Annotated in this window: 24 protein-coding genes; 11 read left to right on the forward strand and 13 right to left on the reverse strand. The window is 45.6% G+C overall.

Annotation, left to right across the window (positions count from 1 at the left end; all coding sequences use genetic code 11):
• Window positions 1–7 precede the first annotated feature (7 nt).
• Window positions 8–799 carry a tetratricopeptide repeat protein gene (locus AC1DP6_RS02615; protein WP_477053444.1) on the forward strand — a complete coding sequence of 264 codons (792 nt, stop codon included), beginning with the start codon at window positions 8–10 and terminating at the stop codon, window positions 797–799.
• Window positions 800–859: 60 nt separating this feature from the next.
• Here the strand turns inward: AC1DP6_RS02615 and AC1DP6_RS02620 are convergent, their stop codons facing one another.
• Window positions 860–1,660 (reverse strand): helix-turn-helix domain-containing protein, encoded by an 801-nt coding sequence (locus AC1DP6_RS02620; protein WP_477053445.1) that lies wholly within the window; start codon window positions 1,658–1,660, stop codon window positions 860–862.
• 98 nt (window positions 1,661–1,758) lie between these two features.
• On the opposite strand from AC1DP6_RS02620, the gene def reads away from it, so the two are divergent.
• Window positions 1,759–2,280, forward strand: coding sequence for a peptide deformylase (gene def / locus AC1DP6_RS02625; protein WP_477053446.1), 522 nt, complete (start codon window positions 1,759–1,761; stop codon window positions 2,278–2,280).
• A gap of 294 nt (window positions 2,281–2,574) precedes the next feature.
• Here the strand turns inward: def and AC1DP6_RS02630 are convergent, their stop codons facing one another.
• The 4 genes from AC1DP6_RS02630 to AC1DP6_RS02645 all read right to left on the reverse strand — a co-directional run bounded on the left by AC1DP6_RS02630 (window position 2,575) and on the right by AC1DP6_RS02645 (window position 9,519).
• Complete coding sequence (locus AC1DP6_RS02630; RefSeq protein ID WP_477053447.1) at window positions 2,575–3,699, reverse strand: efflux RND transporter periplasmic adaptor subunit; 1,125 nt, start codon at window positions 3,697–3,699, stop codon at window positions 2,575–2,577.
• A 50-nt stretch (window positions 3,700–3,749) separates the two neighbouring features.
• On the reverse strand, window positions 3,750–6,992 hold the full coding sequence (locus tag AC1DP6_RS02635; RefSeq protein ID WP_477053448.1) for an efflux RND transporter permease subunit: 3,243 nt from the start codon (window positions 6,990–6,992) through the stop codon (window positions 3,750–3,752).
• 135 nt (window positions 6,993–7,127) lie between these two features.
• Window positions 7,128–8,543, reverse strand: a complete 1,416-nt coding sequence (locus AC1DP6_RS02640; protein WP_441577648.1) for a TolC family protein — start codon at window positions 8,541–8,543, stop codon at window positions 7,128–7,130.
• Window positions 8,544–8,655: 112 nt separating this feature from the next.
• Window positions 8,656–9,519 carry a helix-turn-helix domain-containing protein gene (locus AC1DP6_RS02645; RefSeq protein ID WP_477053449.1) on the reverse strand — a complete coding sequence of 288 codons (864 nt, stop codon included), beginning with the start codon at window positions 9,517–9,519 and terminating at the stop codon, window positions 8,656–8,658.
• Between the two features lie 164 nt (window positions 9,520–9,683).
• Between AC1DP6_RS02645 and ispG the strand changes: the two genes are divergently transcribed.
• The 6 genes from ispG (at window position 9,684) to AC1DP6_RS02675 (ending at window position 15,644) form a co-directional block, all read left to right on the forward strand.
• Window positions 9,684–11,642 carry a (E)-4-hydroxy-3-methylbut-2-enyl-diphosphate synthase gene (gene ispG, locus AC1DP6_RS02650; protein ID WP_477053450.1) on the forward strand — a complete coding sequence of 653 codons (1,959 nt, stop codon included), beginning with the start codon at window positions 9,684–9,686 and terminating at the stop codon, window positions 11,640–11,642.
• An 81-nt stretch (window positions 11,643–11,723) separates the two neighbouring features.
• Window positions 11,724–12,071: a hypothetical protein gene (locus AC1DP6_RS02655; protein ID WP_477053451.1), complete on the forward strand. Its 348-nt coding sequence runs from the start codon at window positions 11,724–11,726 to the stop codon at window positions 12,069–12,071.
• 287 nt (window positions 12,072–12,358) lie between these two features.
• Entirely contained in the window at window positions 12,359–13,360 is a 1,002-nt protein-coding gene (locus AC1DP6_RS02660; RefSeq protein ID WP_477053452.1) for a c-type cytochrome, read from the forward strand.
• Window positions 13,361–13,381: 21 nt separating this feature from the next.
• Complete coding sequence (locus tag AC1DP6_RS02665) at window positions 13,382–13,801, forward strand: DsrE family protein (protein WP_477053453.1); 420 nt, start codon at window positions 13,382–13,384, stop codon at window positions 13,799–13,801.
• Between the two features lie 9 nt (window positions 13,802–13,810).
• The gene (locus AC1DP6_RS02670) at window positions 13,811–14,728 is read left to right on the forward strand and encodes a molybdate ABC transporter substrate-binding protein (protein WP_477053454.1); all 918 of its coding nucleotides are present in this window, start codon (window positions 13,811–13,813) and stop codon (window positions 14,726–14,728) included.
• Window positions 14,729–14,750: 22 nt separating this feature from the next.
• Window positions 14,751–15,644: a LysR substrate-binding domain-containing protein gene (locus AC1DP6_RS02675; RefSeq protein WP_331961384.1), complete on the forward strand. Its 894-nt coding sequence runs from the start codon at window positions 14,751–14,753 to the stop codon at window positions 15,642–15,644.
• A 16-nt stretch (window positions 15,645–15,660) separates the two neighbouring features.
• Here the strand turns inward: AC1DP6_RS02675 and AC1DP6_RS02680 are convergent, their stop codons facing one another.
• From AC1DP6_RS02680 to AC1DP6_RS02710, 7 genes are all read right to left on the reverse strand, one after another.
• On the reverse strand, window positions 15,661–16,167 hold the full coding sequence (locus tag AC1DP6_RS02680; RefSeq protein ID WP_477053455.1) for a GNAT family N-acetyltransferase: 507 nt from the start codon (window positions 16,165–16,167) through the stop codon (window positions 15,661–15,663).
• Between the two features lie 32 nt (window positions 16,168–16,199).
• Complete coding sequence (locus AC1DP6_RS02685; RefSeq protein WP_477053456.1) at window positions 16,200–16,946, reverse strand: metal-dependent hydrolase; 747 nt, start codon at window positions 16,944–16,946, stop codon at window positions 16,200–16,202.
• Window positions 16,947–17,111: 165 nt separating this feature from the next.
• Window positions 17,112–17,603, reverse strand: coding sequence for a hypothetical protein (locus tag AC1DP6_RS02690; protein ID WP_477053457.1), 492 nt, complete (start codon window positions 17,601–17,603; stop codon window positions 17,112–17,114).
• A 128-nt stretch (window positions 17,604–17,731) separates the two neighbouring features.
• Entirely contained in the window at window positions 17,732–18,223 is a 492-nt protein-coding gene (locus tag AC1DP6_RS02695) for a hypothetical protein (protein ID WP_477053458.1), read from the reverse strand.
• A 133-nt stretch (window positions 18,224–18,356) separates the two neighbouring features.
• Window positions 18,357–18,827, reverse strand: coding sequence for a hypothetical protein (locus AC1DP6_RS02700; RefSeq protein WP_477053459.1), 471 nt, complete (start codon window positions 18,825–18,827; stop codon window positions 18,357–18,359).
• On the reverse strand, window positions 18,818–19,318 hold the full coding sequence (locus tag AC1DP6_RS02705) for an RNA polymerase sigma factor (protein ID WP_477053460.1): 501 nt from the start codon (window positions 19,316–19,318) through the stop codon (window positions 18,818–18,820). Before AC1DP6_RS02705 ends, AC1DP6_RS02700 begins: the two co-directional genes overlap by 10 nt.
• 117 nt (window positions 19,319–19,435) lie before the next feature.
• Entirely contained in the window at window positions 19,436–19,942 is a 507-nt protein-coding gene (locus AC1DP6_RS02710) for a GNAT family N-acetyltransferase (protein WP_477053461.1), read from the reverse strand.
• A gap of 144 nt (window positions 19,943–20,086) precedes the next feature.
• Here AC1DP6_RS02710 and AC1DP6_RS02715 point away from each other — a divergent pair, with 144 nt between their 5' ends.
• The 3 genes from AC1DP6_RS02715 to AC1DP6_RS02725 are packed head-to-tail and all read left to right on the forward strand — an operon-like array spanning window position 20,087 to window position 22,182.
• Complete coding sequence (locus AC1DP6_RS02715) at window positions 20,087–21,358, forward strand: acetyl-CoA hydrolase/transferase family protein (protein ID WP_477053462.1); 1,272 nt, start codon at window positions 20,087–20,089, stop codon at window positions 21,356–21,358.
• A gap of 59 nt (window positions 21,359–21,417) precedes the next feature.
• Complete coding sequence (locus AC1DP6_RS02720) at window positions 21,418–21,615, forward strand: hypothetical protein (RefSeq protein WP_477053463.1); 198 nt, start codon at window positions 21,418–21,420, stop codon at window positions 21,613–21,615.
• Window positions 21,616–21,639: 24 nt separating this feature from the next.
• A complete protein-coding gene (locus AC1DP6_RS02725; RefSeq protein ID WP_477053464.1) occupies window positions 21,640–22,182 on the forward strand; it encodes a hypothetical protein in 543 nt (180 codons plus the stop codon).
• On the opposite strand, the gene AC1DP6_RS02730 is transcribed toward AC1DP6_RS02725, so the two are convergent.
• Window positions 22,166–22,645, reverse strand: a complete 480-nt coding sequence (locus AC1DP6_RS02730; RefSeq protein WP_477053465.1) for an SRPBCC family protein — start codon at window positions 22,643–22,645, stop codon at window positions 22,166–22,168. The two genes, AC1DP6_RS02725 and AC1DP6_RS02730, sit on opposite strands and share 17 nt — an antisense overlap.
• Window positions 22,646–22,719 lie beyond the last annotated feature (74 nt).

The raw sequence follows: 22,719 nt of genomic DNA on the forward strand, positions 1-22,719 counted from the left end.
ACGGCTCATGAAAATCATTTTTATAAAATATTGTTTTATTACCACGGTAGCGCTGCTCTCCGGTGCCAGCCTGTTTGCTCAAAACGGCACCAATCAGTATATCCGCAAAGGCAACGAGTTGTATAAAAAACAACAATTCACCGATGCTGAAGCCAATTACAAAAAAGCACTGGAACAAAATGCCCAATCTGCGATCGGTAATTATAACCTGGGGAATTCCCTGTATCAGCAGAAACGTTACGATGATGCCCGTAAACAATATGCCAACACCCTGAAACTGGGCGATAAACCAGGCATAAAATCGGATGCAGACTATAACATCGGCAACACCTTTATGGAAGATAAAAAGTGGGAAGAAAGTATCAAATCCTACAAACAAGCCCTGAAAATAAATCCTTCCGACGAAGATGCCCGCTATAACCTCGCTTATGCACAGGCAATGCTGAAAAAGCAACAACAAGGCGGTGGTGGTGACGACAAGAAAGATAATAAGGATAAAAACAAAGACAAGAATAAGAACGACAAGAACAAAGACAAGGATAAAAACAAAGATCAGAACAAAGACCAACAGAATAAAGACAAAGACAAAAATAAAGACCAGAACAAGGACCAGCAGAATAAAGATAAAGATCAGGGCAAAGACAAAGAAGATCAACAGAAACCAGAGCCACAGCCCAGCAAAATGAGCAAGCAGGAAGCAGAACGTTTACTGCAGGCATTATCACAGGAAGAAAAGAAATTACAGGATAAAGCGAAGAAAGTGAAGGGTCAACCGGTGTCTAACGAGAAAGACTGGTAAGCATTTCATCCCTCATTATACATTAACGTCCAAAAGTAAGTCCACTTGCTTTTGGATGTTTTATTTAGCGGCAGAGGGTAATGTACCGGTATACTTCTTATAAGCTTTTATAAAGTGATTCTGATCATAATACCCGTTATCCAGCGCGATGCCTGTGAGTGGCTGCGCAGCCTGTTGTACGTCAGACCAGGCATGAAGGAAACGGATATTGCTGATATAATGTTTCGGTGTAACACCGGTAGATATACGAAAACTCCGCTCCAGCCATTTGTAATTTACTTTTAGTGATGTACATATATCGGATACCATAATTCTGCCCTGAGACGCCCTGATAATATTCGCTGCTGTTTGCAAAAGAAAGTTGCCGGTAATATCATCCGGCAGCTGTTGCATCAGGAACGCATTTAACAGCATCGCCTGCTCCTGCGGAAAAGTGGATTGTCGTATGGCCGTTAACAGCGGAAGTAAGGTGGTAGGAAGCTCCATGATGGGTGATGATACCTTCACTGACCGCGACAGTAATGGCTTCAGGTATGCCCAGCCATCTGCCGTAAACTTAACTACCAGCAACTGCGTCCCGGTGGGCATCTCCCCGAGATAAGTATTTTCAAGGGTACCATTGCAAAAGCATCCGTCACTGATTACTTTTTCATACTGACCGGTAAATTTTACGCTACCGGTATTCAATAAAAATACCAATGCAGGCTGGCCATCTATGGCAGCCCATACTTTCCTGTTATGCAGGGGAGTATACCAACAATAACATTCAACTGCATGCAACAGCGCCGCGGCGGGCTGCAACACTTTTACCCCAGCTGATGCGTGATGACAAATAATATGTGCAAGAATATCTACCGGCATGGTTATTTAAAATTACAGCTAAATTTATTATCCCCTTCCACAAGTGTCTAAAATTTACTATCCCTGCGCAACAATTCCTCCTTTCTTTGCAAAAAAATATGATACTACCTATCATTGCTTATGGAGCAGCTATTTTAAGACAGCCCTGCCAGGAAATAACCGCAGCAACAGCCGGGATCAATGAGCTGATAAAAAACATGTGGGATACCCTGGAACATGCTAAAGGAGCTGGTTTGGCTGCACCTCAGGTAAATAAACCTTACCGGATTTTTCTTATTTCCATAGAAACATTCAACGACACTTTTATTAATCCACGCATATTGAGTTATAGTAACGAAACCATACTGGATACCGAAGGTTGTTTGAGTATACCTGGTATCTGGGAAGAAGTTGCACGCGCAGCGGACATTACGCTGCAGTATCAGGACGAACATTTCATTTCACATACCCGTGCTTTCAGTGGGAATATTGCCAGGGCTATTCAACATGAATATGATCACTTAAATGGAAAACTATACCTGGATTATCTTTCTCCATTACGTAAAACATTGTTGAAACATAAGCTACAGGCTATTGCGAAAGGAAAAACAAAAGCCCCATATCCATTGAAGGTATTGTAGACCGGGCATAAAAAAACCGGAACAAGAGTATTCCGGCCGTTTTACCTAAACCTACAATTGTTACACGATGGCAACAATTCTCTTTCGTGTTTTAAAGCAACAGCGCCCCCTTTACGGAAGCGCTGTAATGCCCATTCATCGCGAAGTAATTTGCCTGCTTCTGTTCTTTTTTCACACTACTGTATATAGGCCGATTAATTGATTCTTCATCACTCGATTCATTTAACCTTTTATCTGATTCCTTAGCCAGTTCGATTCTTAATTCCGCAAATTACTTCCTCCTTTAAACACACATTATTTTGCAACTGCCTGTAAGGCTGTTCCTTCCTTTATTTCATCGCTACCGTTTTGTACCAGCTGATCATTGTCTGATAAATCACCAAAGACTTCTACCTGTCCGTTAGATTCATTGCCACACTTCACTGGTATCCACACCGCTTTGTTGTTTACGGATTTGATCACAAATACTTTCTCTGAATTAGTGATGATCGCCGATTTCGGCACTATGTACACATCTTTCTTACCGGGCATGGGCATTTGTACTTCTGCATACATGCCGGGCAGTAGTTTGGCGTTTTTGTTGGCCACATCCATCTCCAGTATTTCTGAGCGGAGCTTTACATCCAGGCTACCGGCAATACGATTTACTTTGGCGGTAAAAGTATCTCCCGGTAACGATTTCACGGTGAAACGAACATCTCCCGCATGGGCGGCTTCGTCTGTATATATTTCAGGTACGGCAACGGACAAACGCAGTTTCTGCTGTTCTTCCAGGCGAAACAACGGCCTGTCAGAACCTTTCCCTGCCGGACCTACATAGGTACCCGGATGTACGTTACGCTGACTGATAACGCCGCTGAAAGGTGCCCGGATCACGAGATAGCCCAGCATCTGTTGCACTTCATGATAGGAAGACCGGGAAGATAATAACTCTGCGCTGTCAGCACTCATTTTCTCAAAAGCCATATCCAGGTCGTTGGGAGAAATRGTACCGGGCACTTTACTTGTTTTCAGCAAACGCTCGTAAGTAGCGCGGCTGGCACGGAACATCGCTTCTTTGGTGTGGAGGCGTGACTGCGCTTCCAGCAATTGTGTATTCATTTCAGGTGCGTCCAGTGTTGCCAGCACCTGGCCGGCGAGTACCTGGCTTCCCAGATCTACATTCACATTTTTCACATAGCTATTCACCTTTGCATACAGGTCGGCAAACTGGAAAGGCTTTATTTCTCCCGGTAGCCTGAGAGACGCATCCAGCTGGCTTTTCTGCAGGTGAATAATTTTCACCTGTACACTTTGATTCTCCGAAGTATTTTCATCATCTGCCAGGGAACTATGGCAGGAAGCAAAAAACAGCCCTATTGGTAACAACGCAGCAGCCGTCATGACCCGATACGACAGGCTGTATGTATTTATATTCATGATATTGGTATGTCGTTTAGTCATTATAGTTATACTTAAAAAAGGCGCTGTTAAACACGTTCCGCGCCTGGAACATAATACTGGCTGTTTTCATCTTCCGGATCCAGCGACACCGATTTCACGGTAGTTTTCTGTTGTACCCAGGAGAAAATCAACGGCAGAATAAACAGGGAGGCAAACGTACTGGCGATCAATCCGCCAATTACAGCGCGACCCAATGGAGCCGTTTGATCTCCCGCTTCACCCAAACCGGAAGCCATTGGTATCATACCAGCCACCATGGCGATACTGGTCATCAGGATAGGACGCAAACGAATAGAAGTACCTTCCAGCGCAGATCTGCGGGCATCATGATTTTCCAGCCGCAACTTCTCAGCATTCGTAATCAGCAGAATGGCATTGGCCACCGATACCCCCACCGACATGATAATACCCATGTAAGACTGCAGATTAAGGGTAGACCCAGTGATCAGCAACATGATCAGCGAACCCGCCAATACCGCAGGGATAGTAGAAATAACCACCAGCGCCACTTTGAACGACTGGAAGTTGGCCGCCAGCAATAACAGGATCACCACAATAGCAACCGCCAGACCGGATTGTAAGCTATCCAGCGTGTCTCCCAACAAATTCATCAAGCCACGCTTTTCTACGGTAATACCCCGTGGTGGCTCGCCAGCACGCTTAATAGCGGCCGCTACTGCCGCAGAAGCGTTGCCCAGATCTTTCTTATAAATATTAGCGCCGATAGACACAATTCTTACAGCTCCGATACGATCATATTCTCCTACAATGGTATCCGGTGTCAGCGTAGCCACATCTCCCAATGAAGGGCGGGACTTATCTTTACTCACCGGGATAGCCGCCATATCATTGATACTGCTCATTTCATTTTCCGGTACAGATATCTGTACAAAATAAGAGGTGGCATTTCGCTCATCCAGCCAGTTATTCTTTTCCGTAAAGCGGCTGGAAGAAGTAGATGCTGTCAGCGATTTGGCGATGTCTGTTACGCTTACGCCCAGCTGCCCGGCCCTTTCCCGGTCGATGTTAATACGGATAGCCGGATAATCCATGGGTTGATTAATCTGTATATCACGCAGGTAAGGGATCTTTTTCATCTCTTCCATTACCTTCTTCGCAAATGGTACGCTTTCTTTCAGGTTTTTGCCCATCACCGCAATCTCAATCGGCGTAGCCGCCCCCTGGCTCATTACCTTGTCGGTCAGGTCAATGGGCTCAAAGCTCATCTTCACTTCCGGCATTTGTTCGTGGATACGCTTACGGAGTTTCTCCTTAAACTCGTCCATATTCACCTTGTAATCCTCTTTCAGATTTACCTGTAGTACCGCCTCGTTAGGAGTCGCCATGAACAGGTAAATGGGATTGGTAGAATAGGACGAGGGATGTGTACCGATAAAGGAGGAGGTGATGTCGATGTTTTTAGCACCGACCATCTCCTTCAGAATCTCCGTTGATTTAATAAGCATGGTTTCCGTCCGTTCCAGGCGGGTTCCTGTTGGCTCTTTCAGGCGCAACTGGAATTGTCCGTTATTCAGTTTAGGTAAAATATCGCGGCCTATAATACTTATGCAAAGGGCTACTATTCCGAGAACACCCAGGAAGTACGCACCTATGACTAGTTTCCGTCTTTTTAGTAATGTTTCCAGCCATCCGATAAAGCGAAGCTTAAACCGGTCGAAGCCTGAAATAGTTTTCGTGTGTTGCTTTTCATCTGCTATCTCTGTTTCTATGTAGCCGGCTGTTTTATGCGCATCGTTGCTATGTACATGTGGACGGGCATGATGCTGAAATTTTTCTTCCTTCAACATCCAGTTCGCCAGGATAGGCACCAGTGTTTGTGACAGGAGGTAAGAAGCAATCATGGAAAATCCGATGGCGAGCGACAATGGCATAAACATCGCACGGGGTACACCTGTCATGGTAAAGGAAGGTGCAAATACCGCGAGTATACATAGCAGGATCAATAATTTCGGGAAAGCAATTTCCTGACACGCATGCCATACTGCCTGGGCTTTGGGCTTACCCATCTCCAGGTGCTGATGAATATTTTCAATGGTAACAGTAGACTCATCTACCAGGATACCGATTGCGAGTGCCAGTCCACTCAGTGTCATAATATTGATGGTTTGCCCGAAGAGTTTCAGGAACATCACACCGATGATGATAGACACCGGAATAGTGATGATCACAATATAAGCGCTACGGCGATCTCCAAGGAACAGCAACACCATCAGGGCTGTCAATACAGCACCAATTACTCCTTCGCTGATCAAACTTTTCACCGCATTGATTACATATACGCTCTGGTCAAATACAAAAGATATTTTTACATCTTCCGGTAATAACTTCTGGATATTTGGTAATGCTTCTTTTAAATTATTCACCACTGTCCAGGTAGAAGCATCTGCTGTTTTAATGATGGGCAGATAAACAGAACGCTTACCATTGATAACTGCATAGCTGCTGGTCACATCTGCCGCATCTTCTACTTTGGCTACATCTCTCACAAACACGGTAGGGCCATCTCCCATTACCAGCGGAATATTTTCAAATTCCTTTACGGTGCGGATCACCGTATTAGCGGGGGTGAGATAGGTGATATCGCCGATACGTACGTTACCTGCCGGAGATATCTGGTTATTATCTTTGATGGCGGCAACTACCTGGTCTGCCGTAAGATGGTGACTACGCATCTGTTCCGGATCTACGTGGATCACGATGGTGCGGGAGTTACCACCAAAAGGTGCAGGTGAAGTAAGACCAGCAATACGGCTAAAAGAGGGTCGTACTACGGTCATGGCCAGATCCTGCAGTTCGTTATTGGAACGGGTAGGACTGCTCAGTGCCAGCTGCCCGATGGGCAGGGTGCTCGCATCAAAGCGAATAATAAAAGGCGGTTGCGTACCAGACGGCATCGAGGAAAATGCACGATTGGCCATGGCTGTCACTTCCGCCGCGGCTTGCGCCATGTTGGTCCCTTCATAAAAAGAGATCTTAATCATGGTGAGGCCCTGAATATTTTTGGCTTCAATATCCTTTACACCTGTTACATACAGGAAGAGATTTTGATAGTTGGTAGCAATAAAACCTTCCATCTGTTGTGGCGACATACCACCATAAGGTTGTGATACGTAAATAGCCGGCAGATTAAGGTCTGGGAAGATATCTATCTTAATATCCCGCGTAGATTTAATACCAAAAAACAAGAGGCCCATCACAACTACGATGATGGCTATTGGTTTTTGTAATGCGATTCTAATCAGGTTCATATGAGTTCGTTCAAAAATTGAAGGTTTTTGTGGAGCTGTTAGCAGTTAGCTTTTAGCTTTTAGATTAGAGCGGATAACTTATGAAGCTAGTCGCTCTAATCTAAAAGCTAACTGCTAAAAGCTAATAGCTAATCGTTACAGCTGACCAAGGAACAGCTGTAGATCCCCTACTGTAGCTGATTTATAGAGTATTGCCTGCCATACGCCGTTGTAGGCAATATCTCTGTCTGTTTCCGCCCGGTTAATATTATACAGGGCCTGGGCCAGGTCTGCGATATTGGATAATCCGTTTTCATACAGGGTGCTCTTCTGCAGAAATGCGTCACTGGCTGCTTTCAGGCCAACGGGCGCTTCCCGGTATTTCTTCACTGCATTATCTATTTGTTGTTCCGACAGTTGCAGCTGATGTTGCAGGCGGCTGTAGGTTTGATTATATTCATTCTTCAATCCTTCTGTGGTATAGTGCTGACGGGCTACCTGCGAGTGCGTGCGCCACAGATCTGTTACCGTCCAGGAAAGGTTGAGGCCTACGAGGTAATTAGCTACCTGTGGTTTTACGCCCGACCAGTATCCCTGGCTGTAGTGGCTCAGGTTAGCCGCGCTATAGTCGTAGTCAAAACCGGAACCGCGCGTTTGCATCACACCCATAAATGACAGGCGGGGCATGGCGTTTTTGCTGATCAGTTGTTGATTGGCTTCACTCAGGGTAACGCGGGAGCTGAATAATTTCAGCAGTGGTTGTTCTTTCAAAGACACGGAATCCTGTGCTGATACTGTTTCCAGCAGCTTATTGGGAATTTTGGTAACGAAAGTGGTGTCCAGGTTAAAGTCCTGGGCCGGTACATCCATCATTTCCGCCAGTTTGTTACTCTGAGCATTTTCATAATTCACGGCATCCACCAGGGTCAGTTTCGCTTTGGATACTTCTGCGTTGGCGATGGAGCTGTCTACCCCGGCACTGAGGCCATTCAACGCGCGGGATACAATAATATGTTGCAGGTCCTGTGCACGTTTCAGGTTGGATTCCATGGAACCTCTTAAACGTTGCGCTGCCAGCAGATTGAGATAGGCGCCGGCAATGCGTATTTGTTGTTCAAATGTTTCCTGGTCCAGGTCTGCGCGGTTAGTATTCAGTTGTTCTTTGGCGGCTAATACTTTCGCGTGTTGACGGCCAAATGTCACTACATCCCAGCTGATGTTAGCCAGATATAGTCCGCCAAAAGCGGCATTCCAGTTTTGCGTAGGCAGTGCCGGTCCGGAAGCACCGGTGGTCCAGCCTTTGTAGCCCCACATCGGGCCATTTTCCCCATTCACGGTACCATAGCTGTTTTGAGCGGAAAGATTCAGATCAGGTAAGTATTCTCTTTTTACTGCACTGATATTTTCTGTAGCTGCTTTAGCATAGTTTTCTTTTGCCTTGATGGACTGATAATTTTTCAATCCTGTTTGTAGTGCTTCCTGCAAGGTGAGCGGGCGGGTTTGACCCATCACAGCCGCCGAACTGCAACCTGCTGTAATGACCAGCAGGCAAAGCGGTTTCCAGATGTTCATATATTAATCTATAGCGTCCAAAAAAAGCCGTTGATAAGGGCTGGCAAATAAGTATGCAAATATAAACCCGGGTGAGTGGAGCGTGTTAGGACAATTCAGCTATTGACTTGTACTATTTGAACATCATGTCCCGGAAATCCTGTGGAGAGATGCCCGTATTATTTTTAAAAAAGCGGCTAAAGTAGGCAGGGTCTTCAAATCCAAGCTCATAGCAGATCTCCTTGACACTTTTATGACTAAATGCCAGGTTGCGTTTGGATTCGAGCACAATCCGGTCGTGCAATAATTCCGTCACAGTGCGACCGGTGGTGTCTTTCGTAATTTCGTTCAGTCTTTTTGGGGTAAGGGCAAAGGCGGCGGCATAAAAAGCTACCTGGTGTTCACAATGGTAGTGTTGCTCCAGCAGGCGCCGGAGCTGTACTACCCGGGCATCGTGGGTAAGCGGCATCATGGTTTCTGTGGCATTGCGTTTCTTTTCCCTTTCTGCCAGTAATAAGAAGGCATTCAGGTAATGTTTCACAATACCCTGGCTGCAGTTGGGGGCAAAGTTTTTTTCTCTGCTCATCAGCTCAATCAATCCCTGCAAAGATGCAGTGGCATTGTCGCTGATCCGGATGGGCCCGTATCCGTGCCAGTTATCGAAAAGCGTCGTAAAATCGTACAGTGTTTCTTTATCATGTTTGTTAGTGAAATAAAACTGTTCTGTAAAATACAGGAAGTAGCCTTCCCGCTCACAGTCCAACTGATGTACCTGTCCGGGTCTGAGCAGAAAGATCATATTATCATCCACATCATACCACACGAAATCCACCATGTGCCTGCCTTTCCCCTTTGTAAACCAGATAATCTGAAAGTGATCATGGCGGTGAGGCTGGTCTGTCAGTTCATTGCGGAACATGCCCAGTGCTGCGATATTAAACTGACCTTTAAATGGCAGCTGCTGATAAGGTATATCAATGCTTTTATTAACTAACATATGAAGGCTCAAATTTACGGCTTTATCCCCTATTTGTGTCGCCCTGCAACCGCCGTTCGTGGAATTTAATGTAGCTTTAAGGTGAGCTCATATATGACCTCTTTTTTGACTTTTACTAAGCAGGTTTAGTTAACTTTGCTTCCGCAGGAAAACAAAACAAACGTATGCAACTTTATTGCGACTCTCTGACAGAATACAAGCGATTGGCCACACTGGAAGTTAAGGTGGGAGATCTTATTATCGGAAATTTTAACCCGATCCGCATTCAAACAATGACCACCACCGATACCATGGACACCGCCGCCACAGTAGCGCAAACGATCCGTTGTATCGAAGCTGGTGCAGAACTGGTGCGTATTACCGCTCCCAGTAAAAAAGAAGCGGATAACCTGCTCGTGATCAAAAACGAACTACGCAAACAAGGCTACAACGTTCCCTTGGTAGCAGATATCCACTTTACCCCCAATGCAGCAGAAATAGYCGCACGCATCGTAGAAAAAGTACGTGTGAACCCGGGGAACTATGTAGATAAGAAGAAATTTGAACAGATAGATTATACCGACAGCGAATACCTGGAAGAAATAGACCGCATCCGCGAACGTTTTTCTCCCCTGGTAAAAATCTGTAAGGAATATGGTACTGCTATGCGCATCGGTACCAACCACGGCTCGCTGAGCGATCGTATCATGAGCCGCTACGGCGATACTCCTATGGGTATGGTAGAAAGTGCCATGGAGTTTTTGCGTATCGCAGAAAACCTGGACTACCGCAATATTATACTGAGCATGAAAGCCAGTAACCCACAGGTGATGGTACAGGCTTACCGCCTGCTGGTGCAAACCATGCAGCAGGAACTGGGCCACTGCTACCCACTGCACCTCGGCGTAACAGAAGCCGGTGATGGCGAAGATGGCCGTATTAAATCGGCTATCGGTATCGGTACATTGCTGGAAGATGGCGTAGGTGATACCATTCGCGTATCCCTGACAGAGGACCCTGAATTTGAGCTTCCCGTATGTAAGGATATTGTGAAGAGATATGCTAACCGCAACGACTATACGACTATTCCACCGGTAACCACCGTACCCTACTCTCCTTTTACATACCAGCGCCGCGAAACTACCCATGTGGAAAACATCGGGGAGAAACAGGTGCCTGTAGTAGTAGCAGATTACAGCGCAAAAGAACACCTGCAACCGGCAGATCTCACCGCCATCGGCTACCAATACGATGAGCCCAGTGATAAATGGAATATCGGCGATGCAGCAGCAGACTATATCTACACCGGCAAACAGCTGCCTTCCTTCGGATTGCCCGGCACTTTGCGGGTAGTGATAGATGCTGAATACTGGCAAAGTCTCAGCAACAAACAGGAGCTCGTTCCTTATTTTGATGCCCGCCATTATGTAGCCGCCTGCCAACAGCAGGAAACCGGCCATATCAACTTTGTACAGTTTGATTGTAATCACCTGGATACAGAAGATCACGAACAATTACTGCTGCAACTGGCCAATGCCACCGTTTCCGCCAGCACCGTGCTGATTGCTACTGCCACTGGAAGCAATGCCATGGCCGCTATCAGACGGCTGTTCATTTTACTGCTGGATAAAAATATCCACGTTCCTGTTATCATCCATAGTATCAGTCATCGGCCTTCGGCAGATGAACACCTGATCCACCATGCCACCGAAGCCGGCGCACTGCTCCTGGATGGTTTCGGCGATGGGCTGTGGTTAAGTAATGCGGATAACACCCCTGCACTACTCACTTTGAACAACGTAGCATTTGGTATTTTACAGGCTACCCGTACCCGTATTTCCAAAACAGAATATATTTCCTGTCCTTCCTGTGGCCGTACCCTGTTTGATTTACAGGAAACTACTGCCAGAATCCGGGCAGTAACCCATCACCTGAAAGGCGTGAAAATTGCCATCATGGGCTGTATCGTGAATGGTCCCGGTGAAATGGCCGATGCCGACTTTGGCTATGTAGGTAGCGGTGTAGGCAAAATCACCCTTTACCGGGGTAAAGAAATCGTGAAACGCGGCCTGAACAGTGATGTTGCCGTGAATGAACTGATTAACCTCATCCGCGAAAACGGCATGTGGGTGGAGAAAAACTAATTATTAAATATTGCTTAAAATGGCTGGTAGCGGATACAGCAATGAAGAAAAAAGCTTAAATTTTCGTAAAACATATTTGATATGAAAAAGCTCCTCACCGGATTGTTGGCCATGTTTATGGGTTTAACCGTAACAATGGCGCAAACACCTGCCACCGCGAAAAAAGAAGTAAAAGCCACTAAAACTAAAACCGAAAAGAAAGCAGAGAAAGCAGAAAAGAAAGCAGCAGCAACACCAGCGCCTGCAGCAGCAGCGCCTGCTCCGGCAGCTACCGCCGCTAAAACAAAGAAAGACGGTACACCAGATAAACGCTTTAAAGAAAACAAAACTACTGCCGCTCCAGCTGCAGCAGGACCTACCAAAAAAGATGGTACACCTGACATGCGCTACAAATCAAATAACAAAAATGCAGGAAAGAAGAAAGCGTAAGCTGATCATCTGAACTGAAGCTAAATAATTAATTTCCCGGAGAGGATGTATCTTATGATACATCCTCTTTTTATTATTAACACGCAACTCCTCCTTTATTCATACTCCTATTTTACCACTGATAACACCTGCTTTTTCATTCAAAAACATTTTCTCTATTTTGAGTGCTTACGTTTTTAATCACTTGTTGTCAATAACTTATAGTTATCATTAATAGTTATTAGTTATTTGACTTCGCTATGGTGGCGCCCTACTTTTGTATCGTAATCCACCAACCTGTAATTTTAATGGAAACCAATAAGATTCAACGTTATAAGCGGATCCTATCCGGATCTTTTGCATGCCTGTTAATGTTAGTGATGCTACTCGGTATTGAAACATTGTTGCTTTGCACGCGCGATTTAACTCATCCGGACATTCCAAAGGCCCCCGCTGCGCTGGCAGCTGCAACGCCCATATGGCGCCCACCAGCCGTTACCACCATTCCCAGCGGGGAAAAGGGGACTGCTATTCTTTACGGACAAGCACTGGTAAGTGAAACGGCCCGATACCTGGGCCCCAAAGGCAGTGTACGATCCATCACCAACGGGATGAACTGCCAGAACTGTCATTTGCAGGCCGGCACAAAACCATTCGGCAATAACTACAGTTTTACTGCCGCGTCCTACCCCAGGTTCAGGGCAAGGTCCAACAGTACAGAAACGCTTAATAAACGCATCAGCGACTGTTTTGAGCGTAGTTTAAATGGTACCGCACCAGACAGCAACAGCAAAGAGATGGTGGCTATAAAAGCCTATATTGAATGGCTGGGCAGTGAAGTAACGCCACGGGTAAAACCGGATGGCAGTGGCATCCAGAAAATCGCCTTCCTATCCCGTCCGGCAGATCCGGAAAAAGGTGTACAGGTATACCAGCAGCAATGCCAGAGCTGCCACGGCGCCAACGGAGAAGGGGTAAAAACGCCGGATGACATCACCTATACCTTTCCGCCACTATGGGGGCCGCACAGCTATAATGATGGTGCAGGACTATTCCGTCTTTCCAGCTTTGCCGGCTACGTGAAATACAATATGCCCTTTGGCGTAGATCATAATAATCCCCGCCTCACCGATGAAGAGTCCTGGGACGTGGCGGCATTCATTAATTCACAGCCAAGGCCGCATAAAGATCAGTCGGCCGACTGGCAGGATATAAAACAAAAACCTATTGACTTTCCTTTCGGACCCTATGCAGATGCTCACTCAGAGAAACAACATAAATACGGACCGTTTAAACCCATGCAACATTAATCGTTAAACAATAGAAGAACCATGAAGAAAGTAATGATCCTGCTTTGCCTCTTTAGCATATTGGGCATCCAATATGCCATGAGTCAGCGTAAAACGAAGTACAAGGCTATTTATCAGCTCAACAGCGATGATGATAAAGTAATCCGTAATACCCTGCGCAACATTAAGAACGCCCTGGAAGATCCACGCCTGCAAAACAAAGTAACCATTGAACTGGTAGCCCATGGCAGCGGCGTTACTGCCTTCAAAAAAGATCATCCTTACGAATCATTGCTACAGGAACTGCAGGCCAAAGGCGTGCTGCTGGTAGAATGCGAAAACACCCTGCGGGAAAGAAATATCCCTAAAGAAGATTTGTTTCCCTTCATCAGTTACACTCCCAGCGGTAACGGTGAATTAATTATCAAACAAACGGAAGGCTGGTCTTACGTACACCCATAAACGAAAAACATGAAATACTTTATAACAACGCTGATGGTAACCCTACTATTGGCAGGGGCGCTACATGCCCAGGATCACCACTTTGACCCACCCTGGAATACGCCACCAGCCGCGGGTGTGGCTTTTACTGTACCCGGCATCGATAACGTACCTGATTTATACGGCGACATTATCGATCCCCAACTGGTCATCTTTTTTGCAGGCAATCAGTTTATGGTCATCGATTCACTGATCACTGATTTTAAGAAGACATATCCACAGTATAAGCGCGTATTTGCAGAAACATTGCCGCCTGGCATACTGGCGCAGCAAATCCTCAGCGGATCGCTGGTATTGGGTAATCTACGTATTGCTATACAACCAGACATCTATACCGCGGGCAAAGGCCGCATAGATCAGCTAAAGGATAGCTTCTCCCTGGTAAAAAATTATGCAGGCAATACCCTGGCCATTATGGTACCAAAAGGCAATCCTAAAAAAGTGAACCGTCTCTCTGACCTGGCCCGCAAAGACGTAAGGGTAAGTATGCCCAATCCCGCCTGGGAAGGCATCGGTAAGCGTATAGAAGAAGCCTATGTAAAAGCAGGTGGCACTACGCTGCAACAAACCATTATGAAAGATAAGGTAGCCAAAGGTAGCACCTATCTCACAAAAATTCATCACCGGGAAACACCTTTACGCATCCTGTACAAACAGGCAGATGCAGGCCCGGTATGGTTTACAGAAGCTTATTATCAGCAAATGATTGGGCACCCGGTAGACCTGGTAAGGATACCTGAAAAGGAAAACATCCGGGCTTCCTATTGGGCAGGTATCCTTAAAAGTGCACCACATCCGGAAGCAGCAAAGGCTTTTATGGACTTCCTGATGGGACCACAGGGACAGGGTATTTATAAACACTTTGGCTTTACGCCGCCTGAGTTGTAAGGTTATTTTGTATTTTTATTGCATGTTCGATTTCAGACTCAGGGTATTTCATACCGTAGCCAAACGCCTTAGCTTCACCAAAGCTGCAGAGGAGTTATACATTTCACAACCAGCTGTTACCAAGCATATACATGAGCTGGAGCAGCAATTGGGGATGGCTATGTTTGAAAGAATAGGCAACAAAATAAAATTAACCCGTGCTGGTTTGCTGGTGATGCATCATGCAGAAATCATTTTCACCGATTACCGCAATCTCGAATATGATGTAAATCAGCTAAAACATATGCAGGGCGGGCTGTTACCAATAGGTGCCAGCACCACTATTGCACAATACCTGATACCACCCCTGCTCGCTAAATTCAACCAGCGTTATCCGGATGTAAAAACATCCCTGACTAATGGTAATACAGAGCAAATTGAACAGGCCCTGTTTGAAAAAACAATACAGCTGGGCATTATAGAAGGTAGTTCTAAAAATCCGTTGCTGAAATACGTGGAGTTTGCAAAAGATGAAATTGTGCTGGTAGGAAATGTTAAACACCAGTATGGCACCGGGGAACCATTGACAGCGGCTGATCTGAAAACTATTCCGCTGTTGATGCGGGAACATGGTTCCGGTACCCTGGAAGTGATTACGGAAGAACTGAAACGCTTAAAACTAAAGATCACTGACCTGAATGTGGCCATGTATATGGGCAGTACGGAAAGTATCAAATCATACCTGCACCATTCGCCCTGTGCTGCCTTTGTATCCTTACATGCAGTACAGCGCGAACTGGAGCTGGGAGAATTTACCATTTTACCGGTGAAAAACTTTAAGTTGGTACGGAAGCTGCATTTCACTTATCTGCAGGGGCTTCAGGACAAACTTTGCCAGCTTTTTATCCGTTTTGCGAAGCAAAATATGACGGAATAACGACTACGCATCTACGCTATTTATTCAACAAATGCCAATGCAGCATTTCTCCGGAAGAAGCTATTTCTTCCATGCCCAGGTGTTGTAAAACTTTCATAGACGCAACGTTGGTAACATCGCACTCGGCAATCAGTTTTTTCACATGTGGCTGCCGGAATGCCCATGATACCAGGGCAGTGGCAGCTTCCTGCATATATCCCTGGCCCCGGTGGGATGGCAACATGGTATAGCCAATTTCCACTACACCATTTTTATCAGGGCGTCCTTTAAAGCCGGCATCTCCTATCACTACTTTCTCGTCTTTGGATACAATAATCCATAACATCCAGGGAAATGATTTGGGATCATGTTGCAGCAGCTCTATAAAGTGAGGTAATTGTTCTTTCAGATCCTCCTGTGGCCATTCTTCCGGTATGCCAGCCTCCAATACTTCGCGGGCATGAGGGTGCCGCAGATATATTTCCGTCAGCAGGGGCAAACGGCATGGATATATAAATAAGCGCGCAGTACTTAGGGGTAACATGAATCGGGATTTAACTATTCTTCTACATTTCGCTATCGGTATCGCGTTTTTATGATACTGGTATCTAATATTTCTCCGGGCTTCAGCGCATGAATTTCCAATCGGTTTACATCTTCTGTTAAAGCCGCCAGCTTTTCCGGGGTGCCGCTTAGTGTAGGCATGGTACCATAGTGACAAGGAATCACATGCTTTACTTTCAACAGCCGGATGGCGAAAGCTGCTTCCAACGGCCCCATCGTGAAACGGTCGCCAATAGGCAGAATAGCAATATCCGGCTCGTAAATTTCGCCTATTAATTCCATGTCGGCAAATACAGAAGTATCGCCGGAATAATAAACAGAAACATCATCACTCATCCATACAATGAAACCGTTGCTGGCATGAGGATACCCGATCTTACCATCCGGCAGATTGATATGCGCAAAATGAAAAGCATTGGTCATTGTTATTTTTACATTCAGGATACTGACCGTACCACCGGCGTTCATCGGTTCAAATACGTGATCCGGCACGCCTTGTTCCTGTAAATAGAAGCGTACAATGGGATTGGCAATTACCTTGGGAGATTTGGTACGTATGATATCTACTATTTTGCTATCCAGGTGATCACGATGCCCATGTGTAATCAATATCAGGTCTACCTTTTCCGGGATTTTCAGATCGGCTGGCATTGCCGGATTATTGGTATACCAGGGATCTATTAAAATAACATGTCCTTCGGGCGTGGTGATCTGGAAGCTGGCGTGTGCCAGGAATTGAATTTGGGAATGCGTGCTCATAATTCTGGTGCTTAATTATTGCTGTCTAAATATACTATTTTTAGCTGTTAGCCATTAGCTTTTAGCTTTTAGAAAAAAATGCAGCGGAACAAATAAGCATATTGCTATACTTAAATGTTCCGCTGCATTTCTAAAAGCTAAAAGCTAATGGCTAACAGCCCTATACTATTTGCGTTGCAATGTGTAGATGATTGCTGCGCTCTTACTTTCGAAGTTTACATTTGCTCTCCAGGTCATCGTACTACCAGCATTCACCACTTCCACTCTGTAGCCTGTTGTTACATTTTTGGCTTTATCGCCGCTGTACAGCTTTTTGAAGCCGAACATGGTAACACCGCCTGATTTGGTCAATGTCCATGCAATATTTTGTGTTACTGCGCTGCAACCACCATCTGTAGAAGAGAGTGTGTAAGAACCACCAGCCCAGTTGTCAGGAAGTACCCACTGGCTACCGATAAAGCATTTTGCATTCGCTTCATCAAATACAGTTACTTTGGCGTTGTCAGGAATACCTTCATATTTAATATCGGTTAATACCCAGTTACCCTTTACCGCGCTTTTGTTAATGTCTTGTGTAACACCTTGTTTTGGGGAGCAGGAAGATGCAAAAACGGCCACAATAGCCATCAGTAATGCTGCAAATGAAAATTTTCTCATGGGAAATTAGTTTGTGTGTTTAAATGCCATAGTATTCAACACGCAGTTATCAAATAAGGTTTATAACAGCACGAATACGGCGGCAAGTTCAGCATTTGCAAGAAACGTACCAAATGAAAGTGAGCCCTTTAATGGGCGGCTGGTGCAGGATTGTTTACCACCGGGACTTTGAGCTTTATGAGCACGTCTTCCAGCTGTTCGGCGCGATGATAGAAATGCCAGGTACTGGCGGCGAGCGCCATCGTCAGCACTACAAGGGCAATAAACGCGCAACGCCACCACATGCTCACTGATATGCGGCGGTTCCAGAAAGGTTCCAGTTGTATATAAGTAGGGCCCGGATTCGTATGCTCATGGTTGTTATAGTTCCCCCAGCTTCGTTCCTTTGGGCCACTACTCCGCCGGACCCGCTGAAGTACAGTATTCCGCAGTTCATTTGGAGGATTTACCCCTTCTTCCAGCAACTTGTCCTCGAACCGAAGCTCTGCTGCTGTTATTTCCAGTTCCAATAGCGGATAAATCTGGCGCAGGTGGAGTAATTCCTCTTCCTGTTCAGGAGAAGTAAGGCCAAGCAGGTAACGCTCTATAATGCCACTTTCTACATAGTTACTGATGTTCAAACTACGAGATTACGAGACGACTCAAATGCAAAATATAATTAATAAATACCATATCAATAGATACGTTAAATCCGAACATGGTGGATTCTCAAATTGAGAAAATATTTTTAATAACGATTTTCCGGCCGAAAAATTACGCTATTATATTTTGTGTTTGTTCCTGTTTGGTTTGGTGGTGGAGATTGTCGCCATGTTGTTCCTGCGACATGCGGTATTTGAGGTAATAAAAGATAGCCAGGAAAAGAAATACTTTGGACATGATGAAGAAGATAATAAAGAATATCTTCCACCAGCGGTGAACGGTGATATGGCTCCCGTCTTTTGGTTGAATGTTAATAAAAGTATAGTTGGAAGAAGGATCCGAATAAGCATGCCCTTGCTCCCACCTGATTTTTTGCAGCACGCGATCGCGTACTTCCGCAGGCGGCATAGCAGGCTCATCAAACGCAGCCCTTTCCAAACGGCGCTCAACGAATTCCACTTCTGTATCCAGTTCAGGATATAGTTTTCTCATGTGTTGCAGCTCTTCTACTTCTGCTTCAGAAGCGAGGCCCAGCACAAAGGACTCGATAATACCGCTTTCTATGTAAAATTTTAGTTCCAAGTATCTTTTAAGAATTGTCTGAAAGATTTCATCGCATCTCCCAGGATGTCATTTATTTGCTCTTCCGGCAGGGCCAGTAAGCGAGCTATCGTTGTGATTGATAATCCTTTAAAATAACTAAGCCGGAACACTTGCTGCTGGTCGGCTGGCAGCACTAAATAAAAACGTTGTAATACTCCTTCTTCCTGTTTCATCAGCTCTGATCCGGTTAATGCGGTTTCCGGCAGTGCTTCTTTAATGGCGAGCTCTCGTGTTTTACGCATCAGCCACGCAAACAAGGTCTTGTAACCCGATGAATGAAACGTTCCAATGTGATGAAAGGCCCAGGTAAATACCCTTACAATTACATCATCCGCCCGCTCTCTTATTGGTACCAACTGCAGCACCATACTATAAAGCGCTCCCGCGTAGCGGTCATACAACAACTCTTTTGCCGCAGGATCCCCTATTACTAATCGCTCAATGAGCACTTGCTCACTTATATGTGCCAAATCACGCCGCAAAGAAGTTGTGTACCAGGTTTTAGATTGCTAATATAGAAAATTAAAGCATGTACAAGTCACAACAGATAATATGAATTTATCAACATATAGAGCTAAAATGGATAACTATTGTCGTAAATCCTTGCTATACAACCAGTATTGTTGTCCCAAAATAGGCTCCAACTCGCGAATCAATGTAAATCCAAGTTTACCATAAAGGTGCCGGGCATCCGGCATCATGGTACTGGTATGCAGCCCCAGGATTTTTTCACCATTGATGCCCGCCTGCTCCATACACATTTCCGTTAACCTGCGGCCAATCCCATGTCCCCGGTACCCGGGATGAACGCCCAAACGGCGGATATAGGCCCAGTCGGCAGGGTAAATAGGTGTTGGATTTCCAGATGGCACCAGGAATACCACACCCGCCAGTTCATTGCCGGCATCACAGACAAAGGTGGTGGAAATACTCATCAGCTCATCCAGCATCCCCTGATCACTCATACTATGTTTCATTCTTTCCCAGTGCTCCGGCGCCAGCACACATTCAAACTGGCCGTAGCTCTGCATGGAAACCTCCCTGATAGCTGCCGTATCTGCCGCCACTGCGGGTCTGTAATTTAGTATATCCATCACCGTTATTTCAAAGAGAAAGTCCAACAATTTCTGATGATTGTTTGTTGACAATAAGCAGTCACTAAAAATTAAATTTACGACATGACTTTGCTCATAGTTATTTTTTTTGCTGCACGATAATTTTGGAGAAAATCACCCACTATGTCCTACACATCGATTAAAGCAGCCGTAGAGTTAATACAGTCCGGACACACCGTATTTATACACACCGCAGCAGCTACCCCCAGAGAGTTGGTAAATGCAATGACCGCCCGCAGTCATGAGTTAAAACAAGTGCGACTGGTAAGTATTCATACCGAATGGGAGGCCCCTTATGCTGAACCCGAGCATGCACATGCTTTTCATATAGATGCTTTTTTTGTTGGTAAAAATATCCGCAAAGCAGTAAATGAAGGACGGGCGAATTATGTACCCATGTTCCTCAGTGAAATACCCCGCTACTTTCGTAACAGCGAGCAGCCAATTGATGTAGCACTCATTTCTGTATCCCCTCCCGATAAAAAGGGGTATTGCACGCTGGGAGTATCCTGCGATGTGAGCAAGGCCGCCGTGGATGTGGCAAAGATTATTATTGCAGAGATAAATCCACAGATGCCACGGGTGCTGGGCGATGGTGTAATCCATATTTCCAGGATACATGCTGCCGTTGAAGTAGATTACCCTATTTATGCACAGAAAATTAATGCCCCCAGTCATATAGAGCTCTCCATAGGCCGGCATGTAGCCTCGCTGATAGATGACCGTGCGACCCTGCAAATGGGTATTGGCGGTATTCCCAACGCAGTACTGCAATGCCTGTCCAATCACAAAGACCTCGGTATTCATACGGAAATGTTTTCTGATGGTATCATTGACCTGGTAGAACGGGGCGTGATCACCGGCAAGTACAAAGCCGTACATCCCGGTTTGCTGATTTCCRGCTTTGCCATTGGCAGCCAGCGGTTATATGATTTTATGGACACTAATCTGATTATGCGGCTCATGGATGTGGAATATGTGAATAACCCTACTACGATCCGCAAAAACCCCAGGGTGACTGCTATCAATAGTGCTATCGAAATAGATATCTTCGGACAGGTATGTGCGGATTCTATTGGATTCAGACAGTACAGTGGTGTAGGCGGACAAATGGATTTTATGCGGGGAGCCGCTCTTTCTCAGGATGGCAAGCCTATTATAGCCATTCCGGCTGCCACCTCCAAAGGAATTTCCCGTATTGTATCCAGGCTGCAACCCGGCGCCAGCGTAGTAACTACCAGGGCGCATGTACATTATGTAGTTACCGAATATGGTATTGCACACCTGATGGGGAAAAACCTCAAACAGCGCGCGCAGGCACTTATCAACATTGCCCATCCGGATCACCGGGAACAACTACAAAAAGATGCGTTTGACATCTTCAAGGTATTCTGATCCTATAATGCCCTCCTGCAAGGCGGTATTTCAGATCCCGGGATACTAACTTTGAACAATTGTCCGGCAGTCAGCAAACACACATGCGGCATTGGACCATTGGCATGGATTATGGGATAGGCGTTGTGATTAACCGCATGAGCATCAACTATACGCAGAAAACGCGTACGGAGTGGATGAGCGGCACCGGGAAACATTCAGTGGGTAACATCACCCTGTTAATACCCATCTCCCGTAAAACTATTATTGGCGATTAACGTTATTTATCAAAAACATACTCCATGCATTTCAAATTGTTTGTACTTGCGGTTTGTACACTTGCCATCGTTTCCTGCGTGAACAACGGAAAGAAAACGAATACCGACTCCACTGATAATGATACCGACACTGCGCTATCTGTGCAGGCATCTACCGAAAGCCAGTTGGAGGTAAAACCGATATCAGGATATTTTCTGAAGAATACTATTAAAGTAAGTGATAGTCTTACCTACTGGATCATTGATAACCAGGCCTCTTTTGACAGCTTATTCGGGGTGGCTAAAACCATGAACAATACCATAGATAGGCCTGATTTTGGCACCTCGATCGTTATCGCCGCTACCATGCCTCCTACTTATTATGGCACCCAGATACAGCTGGAATCTGCTACTTCAGACAATGCAGATAACAACGCCACACTACACTTTGTGGCAACGGCCAATCCTGATAAAAGCTCGGCTGCTACCGTTCCTTTATGGCTGGGCGCTGTGCCTAAAACGGGTAAAAGCACCTTTAAACTGTTTACCGGAGATAATTTAACGAAAACCATTACTGAGCAGCAGTAGTCGGACCAAAGATTTTCTCCACGGCTTTGTGCCTGTAGGTAAATAAAGACGCCAGCTGTTTTTTCACAAACAGGCCATGCGCGAGCTTTCCGAGCCACCCAAAGGGGAGCCGGTAATGTACAATGTCTGTCATATTAACGCCACCGGGTACTATCTGGAAATGGTGTTCATGATGCCAGATGCTGTAGGGGCCAACTCTTTGTTCATCTACAAAATAATCGAGATACGCTACATGGGTAATTTCCGTCATCCACTCCAGGGGAATACCTGCTATAGGAGCTACGGTGTAAGTAATCACCTGCCCCGGATATACCTGACCCGTATAAGGAGGCGATGTAACGGTGAAGCGCRTATAGGCGGGGGTAATATGTGGCAGGTTGCCGGGGGTGGAAAAATAGTTCCATACCTCTTCTGGCGTAGCCGGGATGAACTGTGTGCGCTGCAATAGATAGATACTGGCCATATATAAGATTAACGAAAAAACAGGTATATGCGGGCAAGGTATTACCAAATTCGTAATTCTTTAAATGAGTTCGT

It is taken from the genome of Chitinophaga sp. 01L420 (assembly GCF_056399985.1).